The 19,011-nt window shown below is 60.1% G+C and carries 23 protein-coding genes; 14 read left to right on the top strand and 9 right to left on the bottom strand.

Annotated features, from left to right (window positions below; all coding sequences use genetic code 11):
* Window positions 1-9: 9 nt before the first annotated feature.
* The 3 genes from rho to hemE form a co-directional block, all read right to left on the bottom strand.
* Window positions 10-1,275 carry a transcription termination factor Rho gene (rho, locus tag WNY80_RS10780; RefSeq protein WP_152011047.1) on the bottom strand — a complete coding sequence of 422 codons (1,266 nt, stop codon included), beginning with the start codon at window positions 1,273-1,275 and terminating at the stop codon, window positions 10-12.
* A gap of 199 nt (window positions 1,276-1,474) precedes the next feature.
* Window positions 1,475-1,936, bottom strand: a complete 462-nt coding sequence (gene hemJ, locus WNY80_RS10775; protein ID WP_342887493.1) for a protoporphyrinogen oxidase HemJ — start codon at window positions 1,934-1,936, stop codon at window positions 1,475-1,477.
* 80 nt (window positions 1,937-2,016) lie between these two features.
* Entirely contained in the window at window positions 2,017-3,057 is a 1,041-nt protein-coding gene (gene hemE / locus WNY80_RS10770) for a uroporphyrinogen decarboxylase (RefSeq protein ID WP_342887363.1), read from the bottom strand.
* A gap of 377 nt (window positions 3,058-3,434) precedes the next feature.
* Here hemE and WNY80_RS10765 point away from each other — a divergent pair, with 377 nt between their 5' ends.
* Genes WNY80_RS10765 through dnaQ form a run of 5 tightly spaced genes read left to right on the top strand, consistent with a single transcriptional unit; the run spans window position 3,435 to window position 7,040 of the window.
* Window positions 3,435-4,256 (top strand): pyruvate, water dikinase regulatory protein, encoded by an 822-nt coding sequence (locus WNY80_RS10765; RefSeq protein ID WP_342887362.1) that lies wholly within the window; start codon window positions 3,435-3,437, stop codon window positions 4,254-4,256.
* A 38-nt stretch (window positions 4,257-4,294) separates the two neighbouring features.
* Window positions 4,295-4,888 carry a Maf-like protein gene (locus WNY80_RS10760; RefSeq protein ID WP_342887361.1) on the top strand — a complete coding sequence of 198 codons (594 nt, stop codon included), beginning with the start codon at window positions 4,295-4,297 and terminating at the stop codon, window positions 4,886-4,888.
* Window positions 4,881-5,738: a shikimate dehydrogenase gene (locus tag WNY80_RS10755; RefSeq protein ID WP_342887360.1), complete on the top strand. Its 858-nt coding sequence runs from the start codon at window positions 4,881-4,883 to the stop codon at window positions 5,736-5,738. The genes WNY80_RS10760 and WNY80_RS10755 overlap by 8 nt, the downstream gene beginning before the upstream one ends.
* A complete protein-coding gene (gene coaE, locus WNY80_RS10750; protein WP_342887359.1) occupies window positions 5,735-6,334 on the top strand; it encodes a dephospho-CoA kinase in 600 nt (199 codons plus the stop codon). Before WNY80_RS10755 ends, coaE begins: the two co-directional genes overlap by 4 nt.
* Window position 6,335: 1 nt before the next feature.
* The gene (gene dnaQ, locus WNY80_RS10745) at window positions 6,336-7,040 is read left to right on the top strand and encodes a DNA polymerase III subunit epsilon (RefSeq protein WP_342887358.1); all 705 of its coding nucleotides are present in this window, start codon (window positions 6,336-6,338) and stop codon (window positions 7,038-7,040) included.
* Window positions 7,041-7,116: 76 nt separating this feature from the next.
* Here the strand turns inward: dnaQ and secB are convergent, their stop codons facing one another.
* Both secB and WNY80_RS10735 read right to left on the bottom strand, forming a co-directional pair.
* Complete coding sequence (gene secB / locus WNY80_RS10740; protein WP_342887357.1) at window positions 7,117-7,632, bottom strand: protein-export chaperone SecB; 516 nt, start codon at window positions 7,630-7,632, stop codon at window positions 7,117-7,119.
* A gap of 81 nt (window positions 7,633-7,713) precedes the next feature.
* Complete coding sequence (locus WNY80_RS10735; protein ID WP_342887356.1) at window positions 7,714-8,250, bottom strand: FxsA family protein; 537 nt, start codon at window positions 8,248-8,250, stop codon at window positions 7,714-7,716.
* A gap of 132 nt (window positions 8,251-8,382) precedes the next feature.
* Between WNY80_RS10735 and WNY80_RS10730 the strand changes: the two genes are divergently transcribed.
* The 4 genes from WNY80_RS10730 to WNY80_RS10715 are packed head-to-tail and all read left to right on the top strand — an operon-like array spanning window position 8,383 to window position 11,171.
* The gene (locus WNY80_RS10730; protein ID WP_342887355.1) at window positions 8,383-9,087 is read left to right on the top strand and encodes a Tim44/TimA family putative adaptor protein; all 705 of its coding nucleotides are present in this window, start codon (window positions 8,383-8,385) and stop codon (window positions 9,085-9,087) included.
* The gene (locus WNY80_RS10725; protein WP_342887354.1) at window positions 9,087-10,220 is read left to right on the top strand and encodes an MltA domain-containing protein; all 1,134 of its coding nucleotides are present in this window, start codon (window positions 9,087-9,089) and stop codon (window positions 10,218-10,220) included. The genes WNY80_RS10730 and WNY80_RS10725 overlap by 1 nt, the downstream gene beginning before the upstream one ends.
* Window positions 10,210-10,761 (top strand): Smr/MutS family protein, encoded by a 552-nt coding sequence (locus tag WNY80_RS10720; protein ID WP_342887353.1) that lies wholly within the window; start codon window positions 10,210-10,212, stop codon window positions 10,759-10,761. Before WNY80_RS10725 ends, WNY80_RS10720 begins: the two co-directional genes overlap by 11 nt.
* Window positions 10,758-11,171, top strand: coding sequence for a helix-turn-helix domain-containing protein (locus WNY80_RS10715; protein WP_342887352.1), 414 nt, complete (start codon window positions 10,758-10,760; stop codon window positions 11,169-11,171). The genes WNY80_RS10720 and WNY80_RS10715 overlap by 4 nt, the downstream gene beginning before the upstream one ends.
* Before the next feature lie 50 nt (window positions 11,172-11,221).
* On the opposite strand, the gene WNY80_RS10710 is transcribed toward WNY80_RS10715, so the two are convergent.
* The 4 genes from WNY80_RS10710 to hslV form a co-directional block, all read right to left on the bottom strand.
* On the bottom strand, window positions 11,222-12,154 hold the full coding sequence (locus WNY80_RS10710) for a DUF1402 family protein (protein WP_342887492.1): 933 nt from the start codon (window positions 12,152-12,154) through the stop codon (window positions 11,222-11,224).
* 144 nt (window positions 12,155-12,298) lie between these two features.
* On the bottom strand, window positions 12,299-13,606 hold the full coding sequence (gene hslU / locus WNY80_RS10705) for an ATP-dependent protease ATPase subunit HslU (protein WP_342887351.1): 1,308 nt from the start codon (window positions 13,604-13,606) through the stop codon (window positions 12,299-12,301).
* A gap of 7 nt (window positions 13,607-13,613) precedes the next feature.
* Window positions 13,614-14,777: a hypothetical protein gene (locus tag WNY80_RS10700; RefSeq protein WP_342887350.1), complete on the bottom strand. Its 1,164-nt coding sequence runs from the start codon at window positions 14,775-14,777 to the stop codon at window positions 13,614-13,616.
* Window positions 14,778-14,899: 122 nt separating this feature from the next.
* Window positions 14,900-15,460 carry an ATP-dependent protease subunit HslV gene (gene hslV, locus WNY80_RS10695; RefSeq protein WP_342887349.1) on the bottom strand — a complete coding sequence of 187 codons (561 nt, stop codon included), beginning with the start codon at window positions 15,458-15,460 and terminating at the stop codon, window positions 14,900-14,902.
* A gap of 200 nt (window positions 15,461-15,660) precedes the next feature.
* Here hslV and hisB point away from each other — a divergent pair, with 200 nt between their 5' ends.
* The 5 genes from hisB to hisF are packed head-to-tail and all read left to right on the top strand — an operon-like array spanning window position 15,661 to window position 18,989.
* Window positions 15,661-16,269 (top strand): imidazoleglycerol-phosphate dehydratase HisB, encoded by a 609-nt coding sequence (hisB, locus tag WNY80_RS10690; RefSeq protein ID WP_342887348.1) that lies wholly within the window; start codon window positions 15,661-15,663, stop codon window positions 16,267-16,269.
* A 36-nt stretch (window positions 16,270-16,305) separates the two neighbouring features.
* Entirely contained in the window at window positions 16,306-16,788 is a 483-nt protein-coding gene (locus WNY80_RS10685) for a DUF2628 domain-containing protein (protein ID WP_342887347.1), read from the top strand.
* Window positions 16,789-16,793: 5 nt separating this feature from the next.
* Window positions 16,794-17,444, top strand: coding sequence for an imidazole glycerol phosphate synthase subunit HisH (hisH, locus tag WNY80_RS10680; protein ID WP_342887346.1), 651 nt, complete (start codon window positions 16,794-16,796; stop codon window positions 17,442-17,444).
* A gap of 1 nt (window position 17,445) precedes the next feature.
* Window positions 17,446-18,216, top strand: a complete 771-nt coding sequence (gene hisA, locus WNY80_RS10675; RefSeq protein WP_342887345.1) for a 1-(5-phosphoribosyl)-5-[(5-phosphoribosylamino)methylideneamino]imidazole-4-carboxamide isomerase — start codon at window positions 17,446-17,448, stop codon at window positions 18,214-18,216.
* On the top strand, window positions 18,213-18,989 hold the full coding sequence (hisF, locus tag WNY80_RS10670) for an imidazole glycerol phosphate synthase subunit HisF (RefSeq protein ID WP_342887344.1): 777 nt from the start codon (window positions 18,213-18,215) through the stop codon (window positions 18,987-18,989). Before hisA ends, hisF begins: the two co-directional genes overlap by 4 nt.
* The last annotated feature ends 22 nt before the right edge of the window (window positions 18,990-19,011 follow it).

Here is a 19,011-nt window from a genome sequence, read left to right as displayed (position 1 = left end):
TGCGAAACGTCAGGTGTTCATTGAATCGAAGAAGTCGCTGTTGGTCTTGGTCTGCTTCAACTTGTCGATCAGGAACTCAATCGCATCGGTGGTACCCATTGGCGCCAGAATACGGCGGAGGACGAAGATCTTCTGCAGATCCTGCTTTGGAACCAGCAGGTCTTCCTTGCGGGTACCCGACTTGAGTATATCCATTGACGGGAATATTCTCTTGTCTGCAACCTTGCGGTCAAGAACGATTTCCGAGTTGCCGGTGCCCTTGAACTCTTCGAAGATCACTTCATCCATCCGAGAACCGGTATCGATCAGCGCTGTCGCGATGATCGTCAGCGATCCACCTTCCTCGATGTTACGCGCAGCACCAAAGAAACGCTTCGGCCGCTGCAGCGCGTTGGCATCTACACCACCGGTCAGCACCTTGCCCGATGACGGCACAACGGTGTTGTAGGCGCGGCCAAGGCGGGTAATCGAATCGAGCAGGATGATGACGTCGCGGCCATGTTCGACCAGGCGCTTGGCCTTTTCGATGACCATTTCAGCCACCTGGACGTGGCGCACGGCGGGTTCGTCAAAGGTCGAGGCAACGACCTCGCCCTTCACCGACCGCTGCATGTCGGTCACTTCCTCTGGCCGTTCGTCGATCAACAGCACGATCAGGTAACAGTCGGGATGGTTGGCGGTGATCGAATGGGCGATGTTCTGCAGCAGAACGGTCTTACCGGTCCGCGGCGGTGCCACGATCAACCCGCGCTGGCCCTTGCCGAGCGGAGCGACAAGATCGATCACACGTGCGGAAATATCCTTGGTGGTCGGGTTGTCGATTTCCATCTTGAACCGCTCATCGGGATAAAGCGGCGTCAGGTTGTCGAAATGCACCTTGTGGCGGATCTTTTCCGGATCCTCGAAATTGATCGTGTTGACCTTCAGCAGTGCGAAATAGCGTTCGCCTTCCTTGGGTCCACGAATCGGGCCCTCGACCGTATCGCCCGTCTTCAACGAGAACCGGCGGATCTGCGATGGCGAAATATAGATATCGTCAGGACCAGGCAGGTAATTGGCATTGGCCGACCGCATGAACCCGAATCCGTCCTGCAAGACCTCGACAACACCTTCGCCGATAATCTCGACTTCCTGCGCGGCGAGTTGCTTGAGGATCGCAAACATCAGTTCCTGCTTGCGCATCACACCGGCGTTTTCGACCTCGACTGATTCGGCGAACGCCAGAAGATCGGTCGGGGTTTTGTTCTTGAGCTCTTGAAGCTTCATTTCCTGCATGGGAAATCCAAATTCTGTATTTGTAGATATGGGGAGCGGCGGGCATATGGGATCCGGTTTTGGGAAACCGGCCAGACTGATACTGGCGCCCGCCATAGAAGGCGTTGCTTGCTAGATAGCGATTCACGTGAAACGTCGCAAGCCCCGTTACCACAGATTCTGGACCCATCGCAGATACTGCAGCCGGCAATCGCCGATATCAGGCGAATGGCTTGATGATTACCATGATCACCACAATGATCATCAGCAGGGTGGGAATCTCGTTTGCCATCCGCCATTGCCGCGCCGTCATGGTGTTCTCGCCAGCCGCGAACCTGCGCGCAGAACGGCTGAGGAAGACGTGGAACACGGTGAGCCCGACCACGGCTGCGATCTTGATCCACAACCAGGCACCGGAAAACCCGAACCCGCTCCAGGCCAGCCACAGCCCCACCACCCAGGACACCATCATCGCCGGGTTCATGATGACTTTGACCAGGCGTTGTTCCATCACCACGAACGTCGCCGACGGCTCGCCCGCCGTCGCCGCATCCGCATGATAGACGAACAGCCGCGGCAGATAGAACAGCCCGACCATCCACGAGATGACGGCAACGACATGCAGCACCTTGAGCCAGCCATAGAGCCAGTCGGGTTCAAACCACCAGGCGGCCACCGCCATCAGCACCACCACGGCAATGCTGGCATAGGCCTTGGTGCGGGCCTTGCGGCCTTCGCTGTGACTTGTCGCGCTGTCGCCTGTCACCGTTTTTCAGCTCCTCGGATACGGTTCACCAAACGGGTGACGTTTTCCGGATCGGCCTGCGGTGTGATTCCATGCCCGAGATTGAAGATCAGCGGACCGTTGCCCAGCGTTTCAAGCACTTCGTCGACACCTTCATCGATCGCCGCACCGCCGGCCACCATCCGCAACGGATCCAGATTGCCCTGTACCGCACCACCGGACTGGATTTTCCGTGCAAGCTTGGATGGAACCGTCCAGTCGAGACCAACGCAGTCCACACCCGTCGCTTCCCTGTAGGTTTCAAGCATTGCGCCGGCACCCTTGGCAAAGCCGATAACCGGCACGCCCGGTCTTTCCCGGTGAATCCGGTCGACCATGTGTTTCACCGGTGCAATCGAGAACCGGCCGAAATCCCGTTCCGACAATACGCCTGCCCAGGAATCGAAAATCTGCACCGCGTCCGCGCCCGCATCGATCTGGGCGATCAGATAGTCCGCCGATATCTCCGCAAGCAGCGTCAGAAGCGTCATGAAGGCTTCAGGATGCTGCAGGGCAAACAGCCGCGCCGGTGCCTGGTCCGGTGTCCCGCGGCCGGCAATCATGTAGGTGGCAACAGTCCAGGGTGCGCCACAAAAACCGAGCAGCGTTGTTTCAGCAGGCAATTCGGCCCGCAGCCGCCGGACAGTCTCGTAAACCGGAGCAAGGTGCGTGTGCATGTTCGACGCATCAAGCGAAGCAATCGCTTCCGGAGCAATTGGATCCATCAGGGGACCCGTGCCTTCGACAAACCGCACATTCCGGTCAAGCACATCCGGGATCACCAGGATGTCAGAAAACAGGATTGCCGCATCAAGGCCAAATCGCCTTATCGGCTGCAGTGTCACTTCAACGGCCAGATCCGGCGTATAGCACAGATCGAGAAACCCCTTGGCCTTTGATCGTGTCGCTCGATACTCCGGCAGATACCTCCCTGCCTGACGCATCAGCCACACGGGTGGAGGGAACACGGTTTCTCCGGCCAATACCTTCATGACTTTGCGATCGCCGGGTTTTGTCATCCACCACTTCCCTTAAATAAATCCTTCTTGAAAAGGATTCTGATTCTTAGACTCTGTGTTTTACGGGGATCCGTGTTTATCCACATTTCATCCACAGCTTGCTCATATAGACGGGGACAACGCGGAAGACCAATCTGATTTGCCGGTTTGACCGGTCCGGCTTCAAATTGACGCATAATTCCAAGACTCTAACAAAATCAGAAAATGTCCGTCTTCAGCCACAGTCCGGATTTATCCCGATTGTTCAACAAACCGCCGCTGAGACTTTCCTCAAAACAGCCATTGTGGAAAAACCGGTGGGTTATCCCTTGCAATCTCGGGTGCGGGCCGCCTAGTTCGTTCTTGTCCCGGTTTATCAACACCCCCCGGAGAATATTGTGGAGCAGACAAAAAACTATTTCCATCTGCATTTGATCTCCGATTCGACCGGTGAAACCCTGATGGCCGCCGGCCGTGCGGCGGCAGCGCAGTTCCAGGGCGCCCAGGCGCTCGAACATGTCTATCCGCTGATCCGTACCCGCAAGCAGCTGATCGCGGTCCTCGACGCCATCGATGGTGCGCCGGGAATCGTGCTTTATACCATCGTCGATTCCGAACTTGCATCGATCATCGAGCTCAAATGCCGGGATATGGGCCTTCCAAGCGTCTCTGTCCTGGAACCGGTGATCAATGTGTTCCAGTCCTATCTCGGTGCCCCGTCGCGCCGCCGGGTCGGCGCCCAGCATTATATGGGCGAGGAATATTTCAAACGCATCGACGCACTTAATTTCACCCTCGATCATGACGACGGCCAGCTGCCGCTCGATTTCAACGAGGCCGATCTCGTTATCCTCGGTATCAGCCGGACTTCGAAAACACCGACCAGCATCTATCTCGCCAATCGCGGCATCAAGACCGCCAATATCCCGATCGTGCATGGCGTGCCGTTGCCGGAAGGCCTGATCAAGGCGACGAAGCCGGTTGTCGTCGGCCTGATCGCGTCGGTCGACCGCATTGCCCAGGTCAGGCAAAACCGGGTTCTCGGCGCAACCGCCGGATACCAGGGCGAGCACTACACCGACCGCTCCCTGATCAGCGAGGAACTCAAATATGCGAGATCCCTGTGTGAACGTCACGGATGGCCGGTGATCGATGTCACCCGCCGCTCCATCGAGGAGACCGCCGCGGCGATTCTTGCCTTGCGCCCGAAGTGGCGTTAACCCCCAAGCCTTGACCGGCCTCGAACCAGGAGACGTCCATGCCGCCGCGCCTCGTACTTGCTTCGGCCAGCCCTTTCAGGAAAGCCCTGCTTGAAAATGCCGGCCTGACATTTGATGTCGAGCCTGCTCAGATCGATGAACGGGCAGTCGAGGAGACCCTCGACGGGCTGGAACCCGAGGATGTCGCGTCGGTTCTTGCCGAAGCAAAGGCCCAGGATGTGTCCGCCCGCAATCCCGGTGCGATTGTCATTGGCTCCGATCAGACCTTGTCGTTCGAAGGCGAGATCTATCACAAGGCGGCCAACATGGATGAAGCCCGCCGCCGGCTTCTTGCGCTATCCGGCAAGACCCATGAACTCAACAGCGCCGTGGTTCTGGCAAGGGACGGCGAAACCATCTGGCGGCATATGTCTGTCGCGCGGATGAAAATGCGCGATCTCGATCCGGGATTTGTCGGCCGCCATTTGTCCAATGTCGGTGCCGCCGCGCTTTCATCTGTTGGCGCCTACCAGTTCGAAGGCGAGGGGATCCAGCTGTTCGAGCGTATCGAGGGTGACTATTTCACCATCATCGGGCTCCCGCTGCTGCCCTTGCTCTCCGAACTCAGGCAATTGGAAGCCATAGATGGCTGATCTTGATGACAACCGGCGCCAGGCATTCGTTATCGGTTATCCGATCGGCCATTCGCGTTCGCCCCTGATCCATCGATACTGGCTCAGCCAGGCAGGCCTTGAGGGCAGTTATGACCCGGTTCAGGTCTCGCCCGAAGAGCTGCCATCCTTTGTCGCGGCGCTGAAGGACGGGTCGTCCGGCCTTGTCGGCGGCAATGTCACGATCCCGCACAAGGAGGCCATCCTGGCCTTGGTCGATCAGGTTGACGATATCGCGCGGCAGATCGGTGCGGCCAATACGCTCTGGCTCGAGGATGGGCGCTTGATGGCAACCAACACCGATTCGCACGGTTTTGCCGCCAATCTCGATGATCACGCGCCCGGATGGGACACCGGCAAGACCGCCGTCATCCTCGGCGCCGGCGGTGCCAGCCGGGCGGTCATCCATGCTGTGCTCTCACGCGGTTTCCAAGCGGTCCACATCGTCAATCGCACGGTGGAAAGGGCAGAGGCCCTGGCCGGTCAATTCGGCCCGCGCGTTGCAGCCCATGGCATGGACCGGCTTTCCGGTCTTTTGCGCGGGGCTGACCTGTTTGTGAACACCACCTCTCTCGGCATGGAGGGCGGCAAAGCCCCCGCAATCGATTTTACCGTCATGGCAGACAACGCCCTGGTCACGGATATTGTCTACATTCCGCTCGAAACCCCGATCCTCGCCATGGCAAGGAGCCAGGGTTTGAGAACGGTTGACGGGCTGGGAATGCTGCTTCACCAGGCGGTACCCGGTTTTGCAAAATGGTTCGGGCTGACCCCGGAAGTTACCCCGGAACTGCGACGGCTGATCGTTGCAGACATGGAGGCGCATGCATGATCATCATCGGCCTGACCGGCTCGATCGGAATGGGAAAATCGACCACGTCCGACATGTTCAAATCTCTCGGCGTGCCGGTTATCAGTGCCGACGAGATTGTCCATGACCTCTACAGCGCCGAAGCCGCCCCGCTGATCGAGGCAGCCTTTCCTGGAACCGCGCCCGATGGCGTGGTCGACCGGCAGGTTCTCTCAGCCAAGCTCATGTCCGCGCCGGAGGAATTCAAACGCCTCGAAGCGATCATCCATCCGCTGGTGCGGGCCCGCGAGAAGCAGTTTGTCGATGAAGCGGCGGCGCGTGGTGCGCCCATGGTGCTTCTGGACATTCCGCTGCTGTTTGAAACCGGGTCCACCGACCGGGTCGATGTGGTCGTCGTCGTCACCTGCGCACCCGCAATCCAGCGCCAGCGGGTTCTGGCGCGCCCGGAAATGACAGCCGAGAAATTCGAGGCAATTCTGGCGCGGCAGACACCGGACGCGGAAAAGCGTGCCCGCGCCGACTATGTGATAGATACCGGGCAAGGGCTTGAAGCGGCCCGGCGTCAGGTCGCCGATATTGTCGCGGCGCTTCAAAAATCCAGCAGGCAGGGTGAATAATATGCGCGAGATTGTTTTCGATACGGAAACCACCGGCCTTGATAACCAGGCCGACCGGATCATCGAGATCGGGTGTGTTGAACTCGAAAACCAGTTTCCGACCGGACGGTCGCTGCATCTCTACATCAATCCGGACGGCCGCAAGGTGCATCCTGACGCGCTGGCGGTGCACGGAATCACCGACGCATTTCTGGCGGACAAGCCGGTCTTTGCCGAAGTCGCGGAAGAAATCGCCGCGTTTTTCGAGGGTGCCCACTACGTCGCTCACAATGCGAGCTTCGATATGGGCTTTCTCAATACCGAATATCAGCGGGTTGGTATTCCCGCGGTCGCGCCGGAACTGGTGATCGATACCTTGTCACTGGCGCGCCGCCGCCATCCAATGGGCCCCAACAGCCTCGATGCGCTCTGCCGCCGCTATGGCATCGACAACGCGCACCGGACCAAGCATGGCGCGCTTCTTGATGCCGAACTGCTGACCGACGTCTATATCGAGATGCTCGGTGGCCGTCAGGCAGCGCTTGGCCTGTCGAACAAGGACACAGCCACCGTCGAGCGCACGGAAAATGAAGAAGTTGCCACCATTGGACAACGGCCGCGGCCGCTTCCTCCGCGCATCACCGAAATCGAGATCGAGGCCCACGCGGCCCTGATCGAACGCATCGGCAAGGATGCGTTGTGGCACAAGGTGTCCGGCGAAAACTGATCCTGTCTTCGGTGCCATGAAAAAAGCCGCCCGAAGGCGGCTTTCAATTGGCTGAATTCTGTTGCGAAAACAGGTCTCAGTTGACCTTGGGCTCAACCTGGGCCTTGGCGTTTTCTTCCGCCATGCGCTGCTGGAACATCTGCGCGAAATCGATCGGATCAACCAGAAGCGGCGGGAAGCCGCCATTGCGGGTTGCGTCGGCAACGATCTGACGGGCGAACGGGAACAGCATCCGCGGGCATTCGATGAAAAGCAGCGGCAGCATGTGTTCCTGCGGGAAATTCGCCACCCGGAACACGCCGCCATAGGTCAGCTCGACATTGAACAGCACTGCATCGCCGCTCTTGGCTTCGGCGTTCATGGTCAACACAACGTCGAATTCGGTCTCGCTCAACGGATTGGCATTGACGTTGACATTGATGTTGATGTCGGGAGCCTTCTCGCGCGGGCCAAGCGACTTCGGCGCGCCCGGGTTCTCAAAAGACAGATCCTTGATGTACTGGGCCAGAATGTTCAGTGTCGGTGCCTGACCATTTCCCTGTGCTTCAGTTGCTGCTGCTGCGCCGCCTTTGCCGGTAGTATCTTTTGCCATCTGGCTCTTCCCTGTTGTTCATCCGCGAATGCGGTTATCCGGTAAATTGTTCGGCCTTGGGCTAGCATTTCGTCACAAGCCTTACAACCCGTTTGAGCTGTTGCTGTCCGGCTTGCCGGGCCTGGACAGACGATCTGTCTGCTCCGACCAGGGAGACGACGGGTCCGGGTTGCGGCTGAATTCATCCTCGTCGAGATCCACGACCCCTTCGCTGGCGCCGGGCCTCCGCGTCGTGCTGGAAAAGCCGCTCGACATGGTCTGCACGACAATCCGGTCCTTCACAGATCGCCACACGAGATCGCGAAGGGCGGGAATGAAAAGCAGGAATCCCAGGCTATCGGTGACGAACCCGGGTGTCAGCAGCAACACGCCGGCCACCAGGATCATCACCCCATGGACAAGTTCGCGGCCGGGAACGCGATTGGCCCGCAGTTCCGTGTTGATCCGGTTGAACAGGCCCACGCCCTGCCACCTGAGCAGAAAGCTGCCGATAATCGCGGTCAGCAGAACCATGCCGAGCGTTGCCCAGACGCCGATCTGGCCGCCAATGACAACAAAAGCAGCAATCTCGGCCAATGGCACAACGAGCAGCAAAAACGGGATCAGGGAAAAGCGCATGAGGGATTATCCGAAGTCGGGACCGGCCTGTTTGTTGAGCCGATGACAAATAGAATCGCGTGACCCTTTGATTGATGGGCCCGAGGGGATTATATGCATCCTGATTGATGATGTAACCGAAAGAAGGCGGGAATGGGTTCCTTTGATTTTGTGACGTTCTTCTTTTTTGTGGCGGCGGTGATCATATTCATCCAGCTCAGGTCGGTGCTTGGCAAACGCACCGGCCATGAACGCCCGCCGCAGGACCAGATCGCCCGCCGTGAACAGGCAGAGGCGCCTGAAGGGCTGGACGATCCCAAGGTGGTGACATTGCCGCGCCGTGGCCGGGAAAACCAGGAGCCCGACATGTTTGCCGCTGTCGACGCCTATGCCGAGCCGGGCACGGAACTCAACAAGGGTCTGCGTGAGGTGGTAACCGCCGATCCGTCCTTTGATCCCAAGGAGTTTGTCGGTGGCGCCAGCATGGCCTACGAGATGATCGTGTCGGCCTATGCCGAAGGCGATCGCAAAACCTTGAAAAGCCTGCTGTCGCGTGAAGTCTTCGATGGCTTCGTCGCTGCCATCGAAGAACGCGAATCGAAGGGCGAAACCGTCCGGTCCAATTTCGTCGGCATCGAGAAAGCCTCGATCATTCAGGCCGAGATGAAGGGCACGGAAGCCAACATCACGCTTCGGATCATCAGCCAGCTGATTTCAGCGACGCTCGACAAGGATGGCGAAGTCATCGAGGGTGATCTCGTTGAGGTCACCGATGTCAACGATGTCTGGACCTTCGCCCGGGACACGCGCTCACGCGATCCCAACTGGCGTCTGATTGCGACGGAAGCCGATCAGTAATGAGGTTGTCGCTTGGCCGGGAAGACTTCTCGACCCTTCCCGGTTGGGCGGAAGACAGACCGGCGGCGGCCTTCGCCGCATTTCGCCGTTCTGCCGCCCACGCGACAACAATTAGATCCTACCGTACCGGTTCACTTGGCCTGAGCCACGCTGAATTCCAGCCTGCTTATGCCGCGGCCCTGGCGCAATCAACCTCTGAATCCGGCTATCTACCGGATGCCGAAGCCCGCTCGTTCTTTGAAACCTGGTTCAGGCCGGTGGCAGTCACGCCGCTGGACGACGATGGATTGGTCACCGGCTATTACGAACCGGAAGTGGCTGTCAGTAGCACACCTGAATCCGGCTATCGATTTCCTTTCCTGCGCAAGCCGGAGAACCTGATCAAGGTTCCGGACCCGGAAAATCCGCCCGCCGGTATCCCCGCCGGCCATGCTTTCATGCTTGCCGGTGCGGATAGCACAGACTGCTGCCCGGACAGGCAAGCCATCGAATCCGGCGCTTTCGACGGCAAGGGCCTCGAGATCGCCTGGGCAAGTTCCCGGGTCGATGTGTTCTTTGCCCATATACAGGGCTGTGCCCGGCTTTGTTTCGCTGACGGGCGGATCGAGCGGATAACCTATGCTGCCAAAAGCGGGCATCCGTTTACCGGGATTGGCGGATTGCTGGTCAAACGCGGCGAGATTTCCGCTGACACGGTGTCCATGTCCAGCATCAGGAAATGGCTTGCAGATCATCCCGAGCAGTCCGAAAAGCTGATGTGGGAGAACCGCTCTTTCATCTTTTTCGAGAAAGCGGCGGTTGAAAACGACTTTCTCGGCCCGGTGGCGGCTGCCAAGGTTCCGCTGGAGCCGGGGCGGTCTCTTGCGGTCGACCGGCATATTCACACATTCGGCACACCGATATTTGTTTCAGCACCTGAGTTGGAAGACTTCGACGAGCCACGGCCATTCGCCCGGCTGATGATCGCCCAGGATACCGGTACCGCGATTGTCGGCCCGGCCCGCGGTGACCTGTTTGCCGGATGCGGATCAGAAGCCGGCGAAAAGGCCGGTTCGATCAAGGCATCCGCCCGGTTTGTCATTCTTGCTCCGGTCGGATCGGAAATTGCACGGCGGGCCGGTCATGAGCAATGACAAGTCCAGACTGAGCCACGAAGACCGGATCATATGGGCCAGGATTACGCGCACCATCGAGGCGTTCCCGGGAAAGCAAATTCCGGAAGACGACTGGTTCGCGGTCGAACCCCAGCCACCCGTACCGCCCGCGGCTCCGGAAAGGCCGGCCAAACCGGCGCAACCGGCACCTGCTGCACGTACGCCAGCCCGGAAACCGCCGCATCCGATCGAAAAACCGGTCATCCGCAAGCTGGCGCGCGGCCGTCTGCCAATCGATGGCCGCATCGACCTGCACGGATTGACCCAGAGTGAGGCGCACAATCTGCTGTTCGGGTTTCTGGCGCGTGCGCATGAGCGCGGCTTGAGGCATGTGCTCGTCATCACCGGCAAGGGCGCCTCGCGCGGCAGTGAGGGCGCGCTCAAGCGCGCGGTTCCTGTCTGGCTGACCAAGCCCGAGTTCCGCTTCCTGATATCGGGATACGAAGACGCCGCCCGCAGTCATGGCGGCGAGGGCGCGCTTTACATCCGCCTGCGCCGGGAAAAGGGAAATCCGCGATGACCCCGTTTGGCGAGGCGATGAGGCGATTGCGCGCCGAGCGCGGTGTTACCCAGCGGCAGATGGCCATGGCGATTGGCGTTTCCCCGGCCTATCTGTCGGCGCTGGAGCATGGAAACCGCTCGGAGCCGAGCTGGGAATTCGTCCAGCGCGTCATCGGCTATTTCAATATTATCTGGGATGAAGCCGAGGAATTGCAGATGCTCGCCGGCCTGTCGCGGCCGAAAGTTGTCATCAACACCTCTGGCCTGACCCCTCAAGCCACGAAAGTTGCCAACAAGCTGGCCGCGGCGATTGGGCAACTCGATGTCCCGACCCTGGAAAAGATCGAAGCACTGATCGACAGCGACGCGTTGGCCTCCGGGCCCGCTGCGGACATTGGCCAGTCGGAACCGCCGGCAGACAAGCCGTAGCGCCAGTCCGGCCAATCCGATTGGTCAGGTCTGGCCGCGCGGGCCGGGACTCAGCGTTCTATGATTTCGCGAAGCTCGTCTTCGTGTTCGTTGACCAGCCAGCCGTAGTAATTTTCGCTCGGGGGCTTCGGTTTCAAACCACGTTTCTTCCGCTTCGCGTTTTCAGAGGCCAGCGCCTGGGCCCTGCGCAAACTGTTGCCGACATTGTAGAGTGTAGCGGTCAGCCCCGGATTGCCGGAAATATCGAATCCGGCTAAGTCGCGGTAGTTCTCGATCGATTCGGCGATTGACGCGGCCATGTAGGCCAAGGTCGAATCTGGCTCCATGATTGCCTTGTAGACTTCAGAAGCATTGCCGGCATCGAGTTTTCTCAGTCTCGAAACCTTGTTGACGCGATCCGTGTGCATCAGCGCGGTCAGCGGGTTCAGCTGGCCCAGTCCGAAAGTCTGCCCGGCATAGAAAGGCTGGAAGAACACCGCGCCAAAGCGGTCATCCGGAAAGGATTTGCCGGATACCTTCTTGCCGCGGAAGGTTTTCTCCCAGACTTCCTCGCGGCAGGTCCACAGCTCGGCCGAGCCTGAATCTTCCTTGCAGTCCTCGAATTCCGGACGCTTGACGAAATCGACAACGCTCTCGCCGTCATATTCGAAGCGAAACCGTTCGCCGGCATAGGAGATGGCCTTGACGTAGTAGGTCTGAAGCCGGTCATAGGCATCCACATTGTAGGTGTGTTCGCCAACCAGCGCCCCGACAATGTGGATCGGATCGATTTTGTAGGCCTTCGATACCGATCGTATTTTCCGGCGCAACTTGGCATCTTCGGCGATCAGGTCGCGAATCTTCTCGTATTTTGCATCGAACGTCGATTTGGTCGCCGCAGTGCGGCGCTTGGATGCACCGGGAATGTCAGGCTGCTTGGCATTGCGGTTGCCCTTGGGCACCGGCTCGACTGAATAGGCCTGTGGTATGGCGGCGAAGCTCATGGTGAACGCGATTGCGATCGCTATCACGGCGTTGAGCTTGCTGCTGGGCACAATCATATTCCTCTCCACCACGTAAACAGATATCGGACCTGACACAGGCCAGTGTTCACATCATGCTTGCGAAGCGCTTCGAGGGATCGCGGTTCAGAGAATAAAACGCGACAGGTCTGTATTCTGCGCAAGATCGCCAACGTGTTCCCGGACATAGTCTGAATCAATCGTGATTGTCGAGCCCGGCTGATCCGGAGCGGTGAAAGAAATCTCGTCGAGAACCCGCTCCATGACAGTCTGCAAACGCCGCGCACCGATGTTTTCGATGCTCGAATTCAGATGCACGGCGACCTCCGCCAGGGCATCGATTGCATCCTCGGTGAACACCAGCGTCAAATCCTCCGTCGCCATCAAGGCCACATACTGCTTGATCAAACTGGCCTCGGTCTCCGTCAGGATCCGCCGGAAGTCATCCTTGTTGAGCGCCCTGAGCTCCACCCGGATCGGCAGACGGCCCTGAAGCTCCGGCAACAGGTCGGATGGCTTTGACACGTGGAACGCGCCCGACGCGATAAACAAAATGTGATCGGTCTTCACCGGCCCGTATTTTGTCGCCACCGTCGTGCCTTCCACCAGCGGCAGCAAATCGCGCTGCACGCCTTCGCGGGAAACGCCTGCGCCCATACCGCCTTCACGGGATGCGATCTTGTCGATCTCGTCGATGAAGACGATGCCGTCGTCCTGTGCCGATTTCAACGCTTCCTGGTGGATCTGCTCCATGTCGAGCAGCTTGTCGGATTCGTCATTGAGCAGCGAATCATGGGATTCGCGGACCGTTGTCTTGATCTTGCGGGTGCGTCCGCCCATCGCCTTGCCGAACAGGTCGCCGAGATTGAGAACACCGACATTGGCGCCCTGCATCCCCGGAAGCTCGAATTGCGGCATGCCGCCGGAGGTGTCGGCCACCTCGATCTCGATTTCCTTGTCGTCAAGTTGCCCGTCGCGCAGCTTCTTGCGGAACGATTCCCGGGTTGCCGGGGACGCGGTGGTGCCAACCAGTGCGTCGAGCACGCGCTCCTCGGCATTCAACACCGCCTTTGCCTGGACTTCCGCGCGCTTGCGTTCGCGCACCAGCGAAATACCGACTTCCACCAGATCACGGATGATCTGCTCGACATCGCGGCCGACATAGCCGACCTCGGTGAACTTTGTTGCTTCCACCTTGACGAACGGCGCACCGGCGAGCTTGGCCAGCCGCCGCGAGATCTCCGTCTTGCCGACGCCGGTCGGTCCGATCATCAGAATGTTCTTGGGCATCACCTCTTCACGCAGCATCCCGTCGAGCTGCTGCCGCCGCCAGCGGTTTCTCAGTGCAATCGCGACAGCACGTTTGGCGTCCTGCTGACCGATGATGAAGCGGTCGAGTTCGGTGACGGTTTCACGGGGGGAGAAATTGCTCATGTCGGGTTCATGCCTTTATCGGGGGAAGTCTCTCGAGGAGCGATGTGGGAAGAAGCGGGTGGATTATCAAGCGTCTGATCCGTTGCCAGCCGGCACCGAACAGGATGACGATGGCGCCGATACTCAGCAGGATCAGCGCAAATGGCGGAATGCCGGTGGTGTTGGCCGCGCCGTTGACGAGATAGTAGATCCCGACGGAGCCGAAATAGGCCAGCGTCGGGGCGAGCAGGGACCGCCGGTCAATCGCCAGCGCCACCAGCACGAACAGGGCAATCATCAGGCCAAGCATGATACCTGCGCCCATGCCCGGCTCGATGCGGCCGGCAAGCACGTCCTGGCCGGTGGCCAGGATGAACAGCGGGTGCACCAGCAGCGGCGCCGAAACCACATGCAGCCAGAACGCGCAATCGGACCAGACGGTTTGCCGTTCCCGGTCGCGCAGATCGAGAGCGACCGCCGCCGCAAACACCACCAGCCCGCAAACCAGCGGAATTGCCAGCGCGCTTGAAACCACCTGCGCCAACTGGTCCGGCGCAGGCGCGGCGATGCTGCCGCTGACCATCCGTTCGTAATAGATCAGCATGGCGGCGAGGAAGGCGAGGCCGGTCGCGGCAATCGCCACGACTGCCGCAAGCACCGGAACCTTGAAGCGGACGAAATAAAGCGCCGCCGCCGCAATCAGGCCGCCGCCCAGTATCAGCCCCATCGGCAGCGCATCATCCTTGAGCGCCAGCAGCGAAAAGGTGTTGATCACGTCCGGCACATTGAATTGGGCGCCGACGAAATCGGTGAGGATTGTCAGGACCGATGCGCTGAACACCAGGGCCAGCAAGGTGCTCGACAGCCGCATTCGCTTCTGCCGTGTGACAATTTCCGCGACAATCCAGCTTCCCGCAGCCAGCAGGGCGGCGAGCATCATGCTGTCACGCGGCAACACCGCCTGCAGCGCAAACAGCGCGCCGGAAAACAGCAACACGATACCGACGGTAACGAAGATATCGTTTCCACCGCCGACCAGTCGCATCTGGTCATCGACCGACAGTGTCGTGTTTTCAGCGGGCACCTGCCGATCGCCGGCCTGGGCGCGGACCAGGGACAAGAGCGCATCACGCTGCGCAGCGCTGACAATGCCGGTGCTGACCGCGCGATCGAGCGTCGTTTCATCAATCATCAGATTTCCTCGCCGTCGACGCATTACCCAGGGCCAGGGAAGCGTCCGTCAGCCCGGTTGTGCGACCCTCGCCGTGTGATTCACGTGAAACACTCGGGCGCAGCATACCGGCGTTGACGGGATCAATCGAGGTCAAGTGTTTCGATCACGATGTTCGAATTGGTGTAGACGCAAATGTCGCCGGCAATTTCCATCGCCCGCCGGGCAATCTCCTCGGCGTTCTTGTCGCTGTCCATCAGCGCCCGCGCGGCGGCGTAGGCATAATTGCCGCCCGAGCCGATTGCCATGGTACCGTGTTCCGGCTCCAGTACGTCGCCGTTGCCGGTGATCGCCAGCGTCACGGTCTTGTCGGCCACCAGCATCATCGCCTCGAGCCGCCGCAGATAGCGGTCGGTGCGCCAGTCCTTGGCAAGTTCCACGGCGGCGCGGGTCAGCTGGTCGGGATATTGCTCGAGCTTGGCTTCCAGCCGTTCCAGAAGCGTGAACGCATCGGCCGTGGCGCCGGCAAATCCGGCAATCACGTTGTTGTCCTTGCCGATGCGGCGGACTTTGCGCGCATTGCCTTTCATCACCGTCTGGCCAAGGCTGACCTGGCCGTCTCCGGCCATCACCACCTGTGAACCCTTGCGCACGGTGATGATCGTTGTTGCGTGCATATCGCCGAAGGGGTTGTGCTCGCCCATGTGGCATCCTTTCCTGCAAGCGGCGCGACCGGCCGCAATATGATGAGGTCAGCCCTATGTAAGTGTCTCGGGAGCGAATGCAAATCCGTCTCCGGCCGCGAACTATCCGCATCCGGGCTGCGTCAACGACCAAAGCCGTTCTGGATATTTGGATTGCAGACTGATAATGAGCGCAGCAATGCACCGTTCGGAGACGACTGATGGCCACCACCGAGACCGCGCGCCGCGCTGCCGTTGCCCGCAAGACCAACGAAACCGATATTTCCGTATCCCTGTCTGTTGACGGCAACGGAACCGGATCCATCGCCACCGGCGTTGGCTTTTTCGATCACATGCTGGAGCAGCTGTCGCGCCATTCGCTGATCGACATGGAGATCAAGGCCAAGGGCGATCTGCACATCGACGATCACCACACGGTCGAGGACACCGGCATCGCCATCGGCCAGGCACTGGCCAAGGCGCTGGGTGACCGCAAGGGCATCAATCGTTACGCTTCGCTGGACCTGGCGATGGACGAGACGCTGACACGCGCAGCCATCGACATTTCCGGCCGGCCGTTTCTGGTCTGGGATGTGACCTTCACATCACCGAAGATCGGCACCTTCGACACCGAACTGGTTCGCGAGTTCTTCCAGGCGCTGGCCCAGCACGGCGGCATCACGCTGCATGTCACCAATCTCTATGGCGCCAACAACCATCATATTGCCGAGACCTGCTTCAAGGCGGTCGCGCGCGTCTTGCGCGTCGCATGCGAGGTTGATCCACGGCAAAAGGACCGGATTCCCTCAACCAAGGGGTCGCTGGCCTGATCCCTTTCGGGCTCAGGCTGATCGGAGAAAACCGCAATGACCGCCCATCTTGTTCTGGCCAGTCCCGGTGCACAGGTACCTGACGAGCGTTCGATCGTGATCGCTGACCGCTTTGCGCCATGGGCAATCATCGCGCCGGTCATCTGGCTTTTGTTCAACCGCTTGTGGCTGGAAGCCTTTGCCGCGCTGCTCGTCATGGCCGCTGCGAGTGTTCTTGCCGGTGTTGCCGGCCAGCCCGCCCTCGGGATCGCGCTCGATCTGGCGCTTTCGCTGATAACGGCACTTGAGGGCCGTGGCTGGCGGGCAGCAGCGCTGCAGCGCCGCGGCTGGCGTCTTGTCGATGTGGTCGAAGCCGATGATCCGGATATTGCTTTCGAAATCCATGCGGCGCGGGCCACGGCGGACAGGAAAAATGCGATGCCCGCAAGCGCCAGACCCAGCCTCCCGTCATTGAAGCTGGGCCGTCAGGCCAGCCGGGAAACCGGCTCCATCGGTCTTGTGCCGGTTGAAAGGAACTGAACCTGATGCAGGTTGTCATAGTTGATTACGGGTCGGGCAATTTGCGCTCGGCGCTCAAGGCTTTCGAACGCGCTGCCCGCGAAGCCGGCGTGTCGGCCACGATCAGGCTCAGCGCCGATGCGGATCATGTCGCCAGGGCCGACCGGGTGGTGCTTCCCGGTGTCGGCGCCTATGCCGATTGCCGCGCCGGGCTCGACGCCATCGATGGCATGAATGCAGCACTTCGCCACGCGGTCGAGGACAAGGGCCGGCCGTTCCTCGGCATCTGCGTCGGCATGCAGCTGATGTCGACCCGGGGGCTTGAGAAAACCGTGACCGAAGGCTTCGACTGGATCCCCGGCGACGTGGTCGAGATCAAGCCATCGAATCCGGCTTTGAAAGTCCCCCAGATCGGCTGGAACACGCTGGATCTGAAAGCCCCGCACCCGCTCTTCGATGGCATTCCCACCGGCCCGGACGGGCTGCATGCCTATTTCGTCCACTCCTATCAATTGTCGGCTAAAGATCCGGCCGACGTGATCGCCATGACCGATTATGGCGGGCCGGTGACCGCCGCGGTGGCGCGCGGCAACAAGGCAGGCACCCAGTTTCACCCGGAAAAGAGCCAGACGCTGGGTCTGGCGCTGATCGCCAATTTCCTCAAATGGAAGCCCTGACATGATCCTGTTTCCCGCAATCGATCTGAAAGACGGCCAGTGCGTTCGGCTCAAGCTGGGCGAAATGGACTCGGCCACGGTCTACAACGAAGATCCCGCAGCCCAGGCGCGTGCCTTCGAGGAGCAGGGCTTTGAATGGCTGCATGTAGTCGATCTCAACGGTGCCTTCGAAGGCCAGTCGGTCAACGGCGCGGCCGTGGAGGCCATCCTCAAGGCGACGAAGAACCCGGTTCAGCTGGGCGGCGGCATCCGCACCCTGGCCCATATCGAGGCCTGGCTCGACAAGGGCCTGGCCCGTGTGATCCTCGGCACCATCGCGGTCCGCGATCCCGATCTGGTGCGCGAGGCCTGCAAATTGTTCCCGGGCCGCGTCGCTGTCGGCATTGATGCCAAGGGCGGCAAGGTGGCCGTTGAAGGCTGGGCCGAGGCCTCCGAACTCGGTGTCATCGAACTGGCCCGGCGTTTCGAAGGCGCCGGCGTCGCAGCCATCATCTACACTGACATCGACCGCGATGGCGTCCTGACAGGCATCAACTGGGAATCGACCATCGAACTGGCCGACGCCGTCTCGATCCCGGTCATCGCTTCCGGCGGCTTGGCCTCGATCGCCGACATCGTGCGGATGAAAATGCCCGATGCGGCGCGTCTCGAAGGCGCGATCTCGGGCCGGGCGCTCTATGACGGTCGCATCGACCCGGCCGAGGCACTGGGTGTCCTGAATGGCACGCTTGCGGTTGAGGCCGCGAAATTTGAAGAGGCGGATCGCTCGTGACCCTGAAATCCCGCGTTATTCCCTGTCTCGACGTCAAGGACGGCCGCGTCGTCAAGGGCGTCAATTTCGTTGACCTGATCGATGCCGGCGATCCGGTCGAAGCCGCCAAGGCCTATGATGCGGCGGGTGCGGACGAGCTCTGCTTTCTCGACATCACAGCGTCCTCCGACAACCGCGAGACCATCTTCGATGTCGTCGCCCAGACGGCGGAACATTGCTTCATGCCGCTCACTGTTGGCGGTGGTGTCCGCACCGTGGCCGATATCCGCAGATTGCTGCTTTCGGGCGCCGACAAGGTGTCGATCAACTCCGCCGCGGTCAAAAACCCGGATTTCGTCGCCGAAGCCGCCGACAAGTTCGGCAACCAGTGCATCGTCGTCTCGATCGATTCAAAAAAGGTCTCCGCTCCCGGAGAGGCTGACCGCTGGGAGATCTTCACCCACGGTGGCCGCGAACCGACCGGGATCGATGCGGTGGAATTTGCCGTGCAGATGGTTGAACGCGGCGCCGGCGAGTTGCTGCTCACCTCGATGGACCGTGACGGCACCAAGGCCGGCTACGATATCGCGCTGACCCGAACCATTGCCGATGCCGTTCGGGTGCCGGTGATCGCGTCGGGCGGTGTCGGAAACCTCGATCACCTGGTCGAGGGAATTCGCGACGGGCATGCCACCGCTGTGCTGGCAGCCTCGATTTTCCATTTTGGAACCTATACGATCAGCGAAGCCAAGCACCACATGGCCAATGCCGGGCTCGACATGCGCCTCAATTGAACGGGTTCTGTCGAGACAATGC

The organism is Hoeflea sp. AS16, from assembly GCF_038900095.1.
GTDB lineage: Bacteria > Pseudomonadota > Alphaproteobacteria > Rhizobiales > Rhizobiaceae > Hoeflea.
The sequence above is the reverse complement of the archived record's forward strand: the minus strand, read 5'-3'. Positions and strand labels throughout refer to the sequence as shown.

Bases quoted from the DNA above. Each gene is read 5' to 3' on its own strand.
- rho (WP_152011047.1), bottom strand. From the start codon at position 1,275: ATGCAGGAAATGAAGCTTCAAGAGCTCAAGAACAAAACCCCGACCGAT.
- hemJ (WP_342887493.1), bottom strand. From the start codon at position 1,936: ATGGCGGTGGCCGCCTGGTGGTTTGAACCCGACTGGCTCTATGGCTGG.
- hemE (WP_342887363.1), bottom strand. From the start codon at position 3,057: ATGACAAAACCCGGCGATCGCAAAGTCATGAAGGTATTGGCCGGAGAA.
- WNY80_RS10760 (WP_342887361.1), top strand. From the start codon at position 4,295: ATGCCGCCGCGCCTCGTACTTGCTTCGGCCAGCCCTTTCAGGAAAGCC.
- WNY80_RS10755 (WP_342887360.1), top strand. From the start codon at position 4,881: ATGGCTGATCTTGATGACAACCGGCGCCAGGCATTCGTTATCGGTTAT.
- coaE (WP_342887359.1), top strand. From the start codon at position 5,735: ATGATCATCATCGGCCTGACCGGCTCGATCGGAATGGGAAAATCGACC.
- dnaQ (WP_342887358.1), top strand. From the start codon at position 6,336: ATGCGCGAGATTGTTTTCGATACGGAAACCACCGGCCTTGATAACCAG.
- secB (WP_342887357.1), bottom strand. From the start codon at position 7,632: ATGGCAAAAGATACTACCGGCAAAGGCGGCGCAGCAGCAGCAACTGAA.
- WNY80_RS10735 (WP_342887356.1), bottom strand. From the start codon at position 8,250: ATGCGCTTTTCCCTGATCCCGTTTTTGCTGCTCGTTGTGCCATTGGCC.
- WNY80_RS10730 (WP_342887355.1), top strand. From the start codon at position 8,383: ATGGGTTCCTTTGATTTTGTGACGTTCTTCTTTTTTGTGGCGGCGGTG.
- WNY80_RS10725 (WP_342887354.1), top strand. From the start codon at position 9,087: ATGAGGTTGTCGCTTGGCCGGGAAGACTTCTCGACCCTTCCCGGTTGG.
- WNY80_RS10720 (WP_342887353.1), top strand. From the start codon at position 10,210: ATGAGCAATGACAAGTCCAGACTGAGCCACGAAGACCGGATCATATGG.
- WNY80_RS10715 (WP_342887352.1), top strand. From the start codon at position 10,758: ATGACCCCGTTTGGCGAGGCGATGAGGCGATTGCGCGCCGAGCGCGGT.
- WNY80_RS10710 (WP_342887492.1), bottom strand. From the start codon at position 12,154: ATGAGCTTCGCCGCCATACCACAGGCCTATTCAGTCGAGCCGGTGCCC.
- hslU (WP_342887351.1), bottom strand. From the start codon at position 13,606: ATGAGCAATTTCTCCCCCCGTGAAACCGTCACCGAACTCGACCGCTTC.
- WNY80_RS10700 (WP_342887350.1), bottom strand. From the start codon at position 14,777: ATGATTGATGAAACGACGCTCGATCGCGCGGTCAGCACCGGCATTGTC.
- hslV (WP_342887349.1), bottom strand. From the start codon at position 15,460: ATGGGCGAGCACAACCCCTTCGGCGATATGCACGCAACAACGATCATC.
- hisB (WP_342887348.1), top strand. From the start codon at position 15,661: ATGGCCACCACCGAGACCGCGCGCCGCGCTGCCGTTGCCCGCAAGACC.
- WNY80_RS10685 (WP_342887347.1), top strand. From the start codon at position 16,306: ATGACCGCCCATCTTGTTCTGGCCAGTCCCGGTGCACAGGTACCTGAC.
- hisH (WP_342887346.1), top strand. From the start codon at position 16,794: ATGCAGGTTGTCATAGTTGATTACGGGTCGGGCAATTTGCGCTCGGCG.
- hisA (WP_342887345.1), top strand. From the start codon at position 17,446: ATGATCCTGTTTCCCGCAATCGATCTGAAAGACGGCCAGTGCGTTCGG.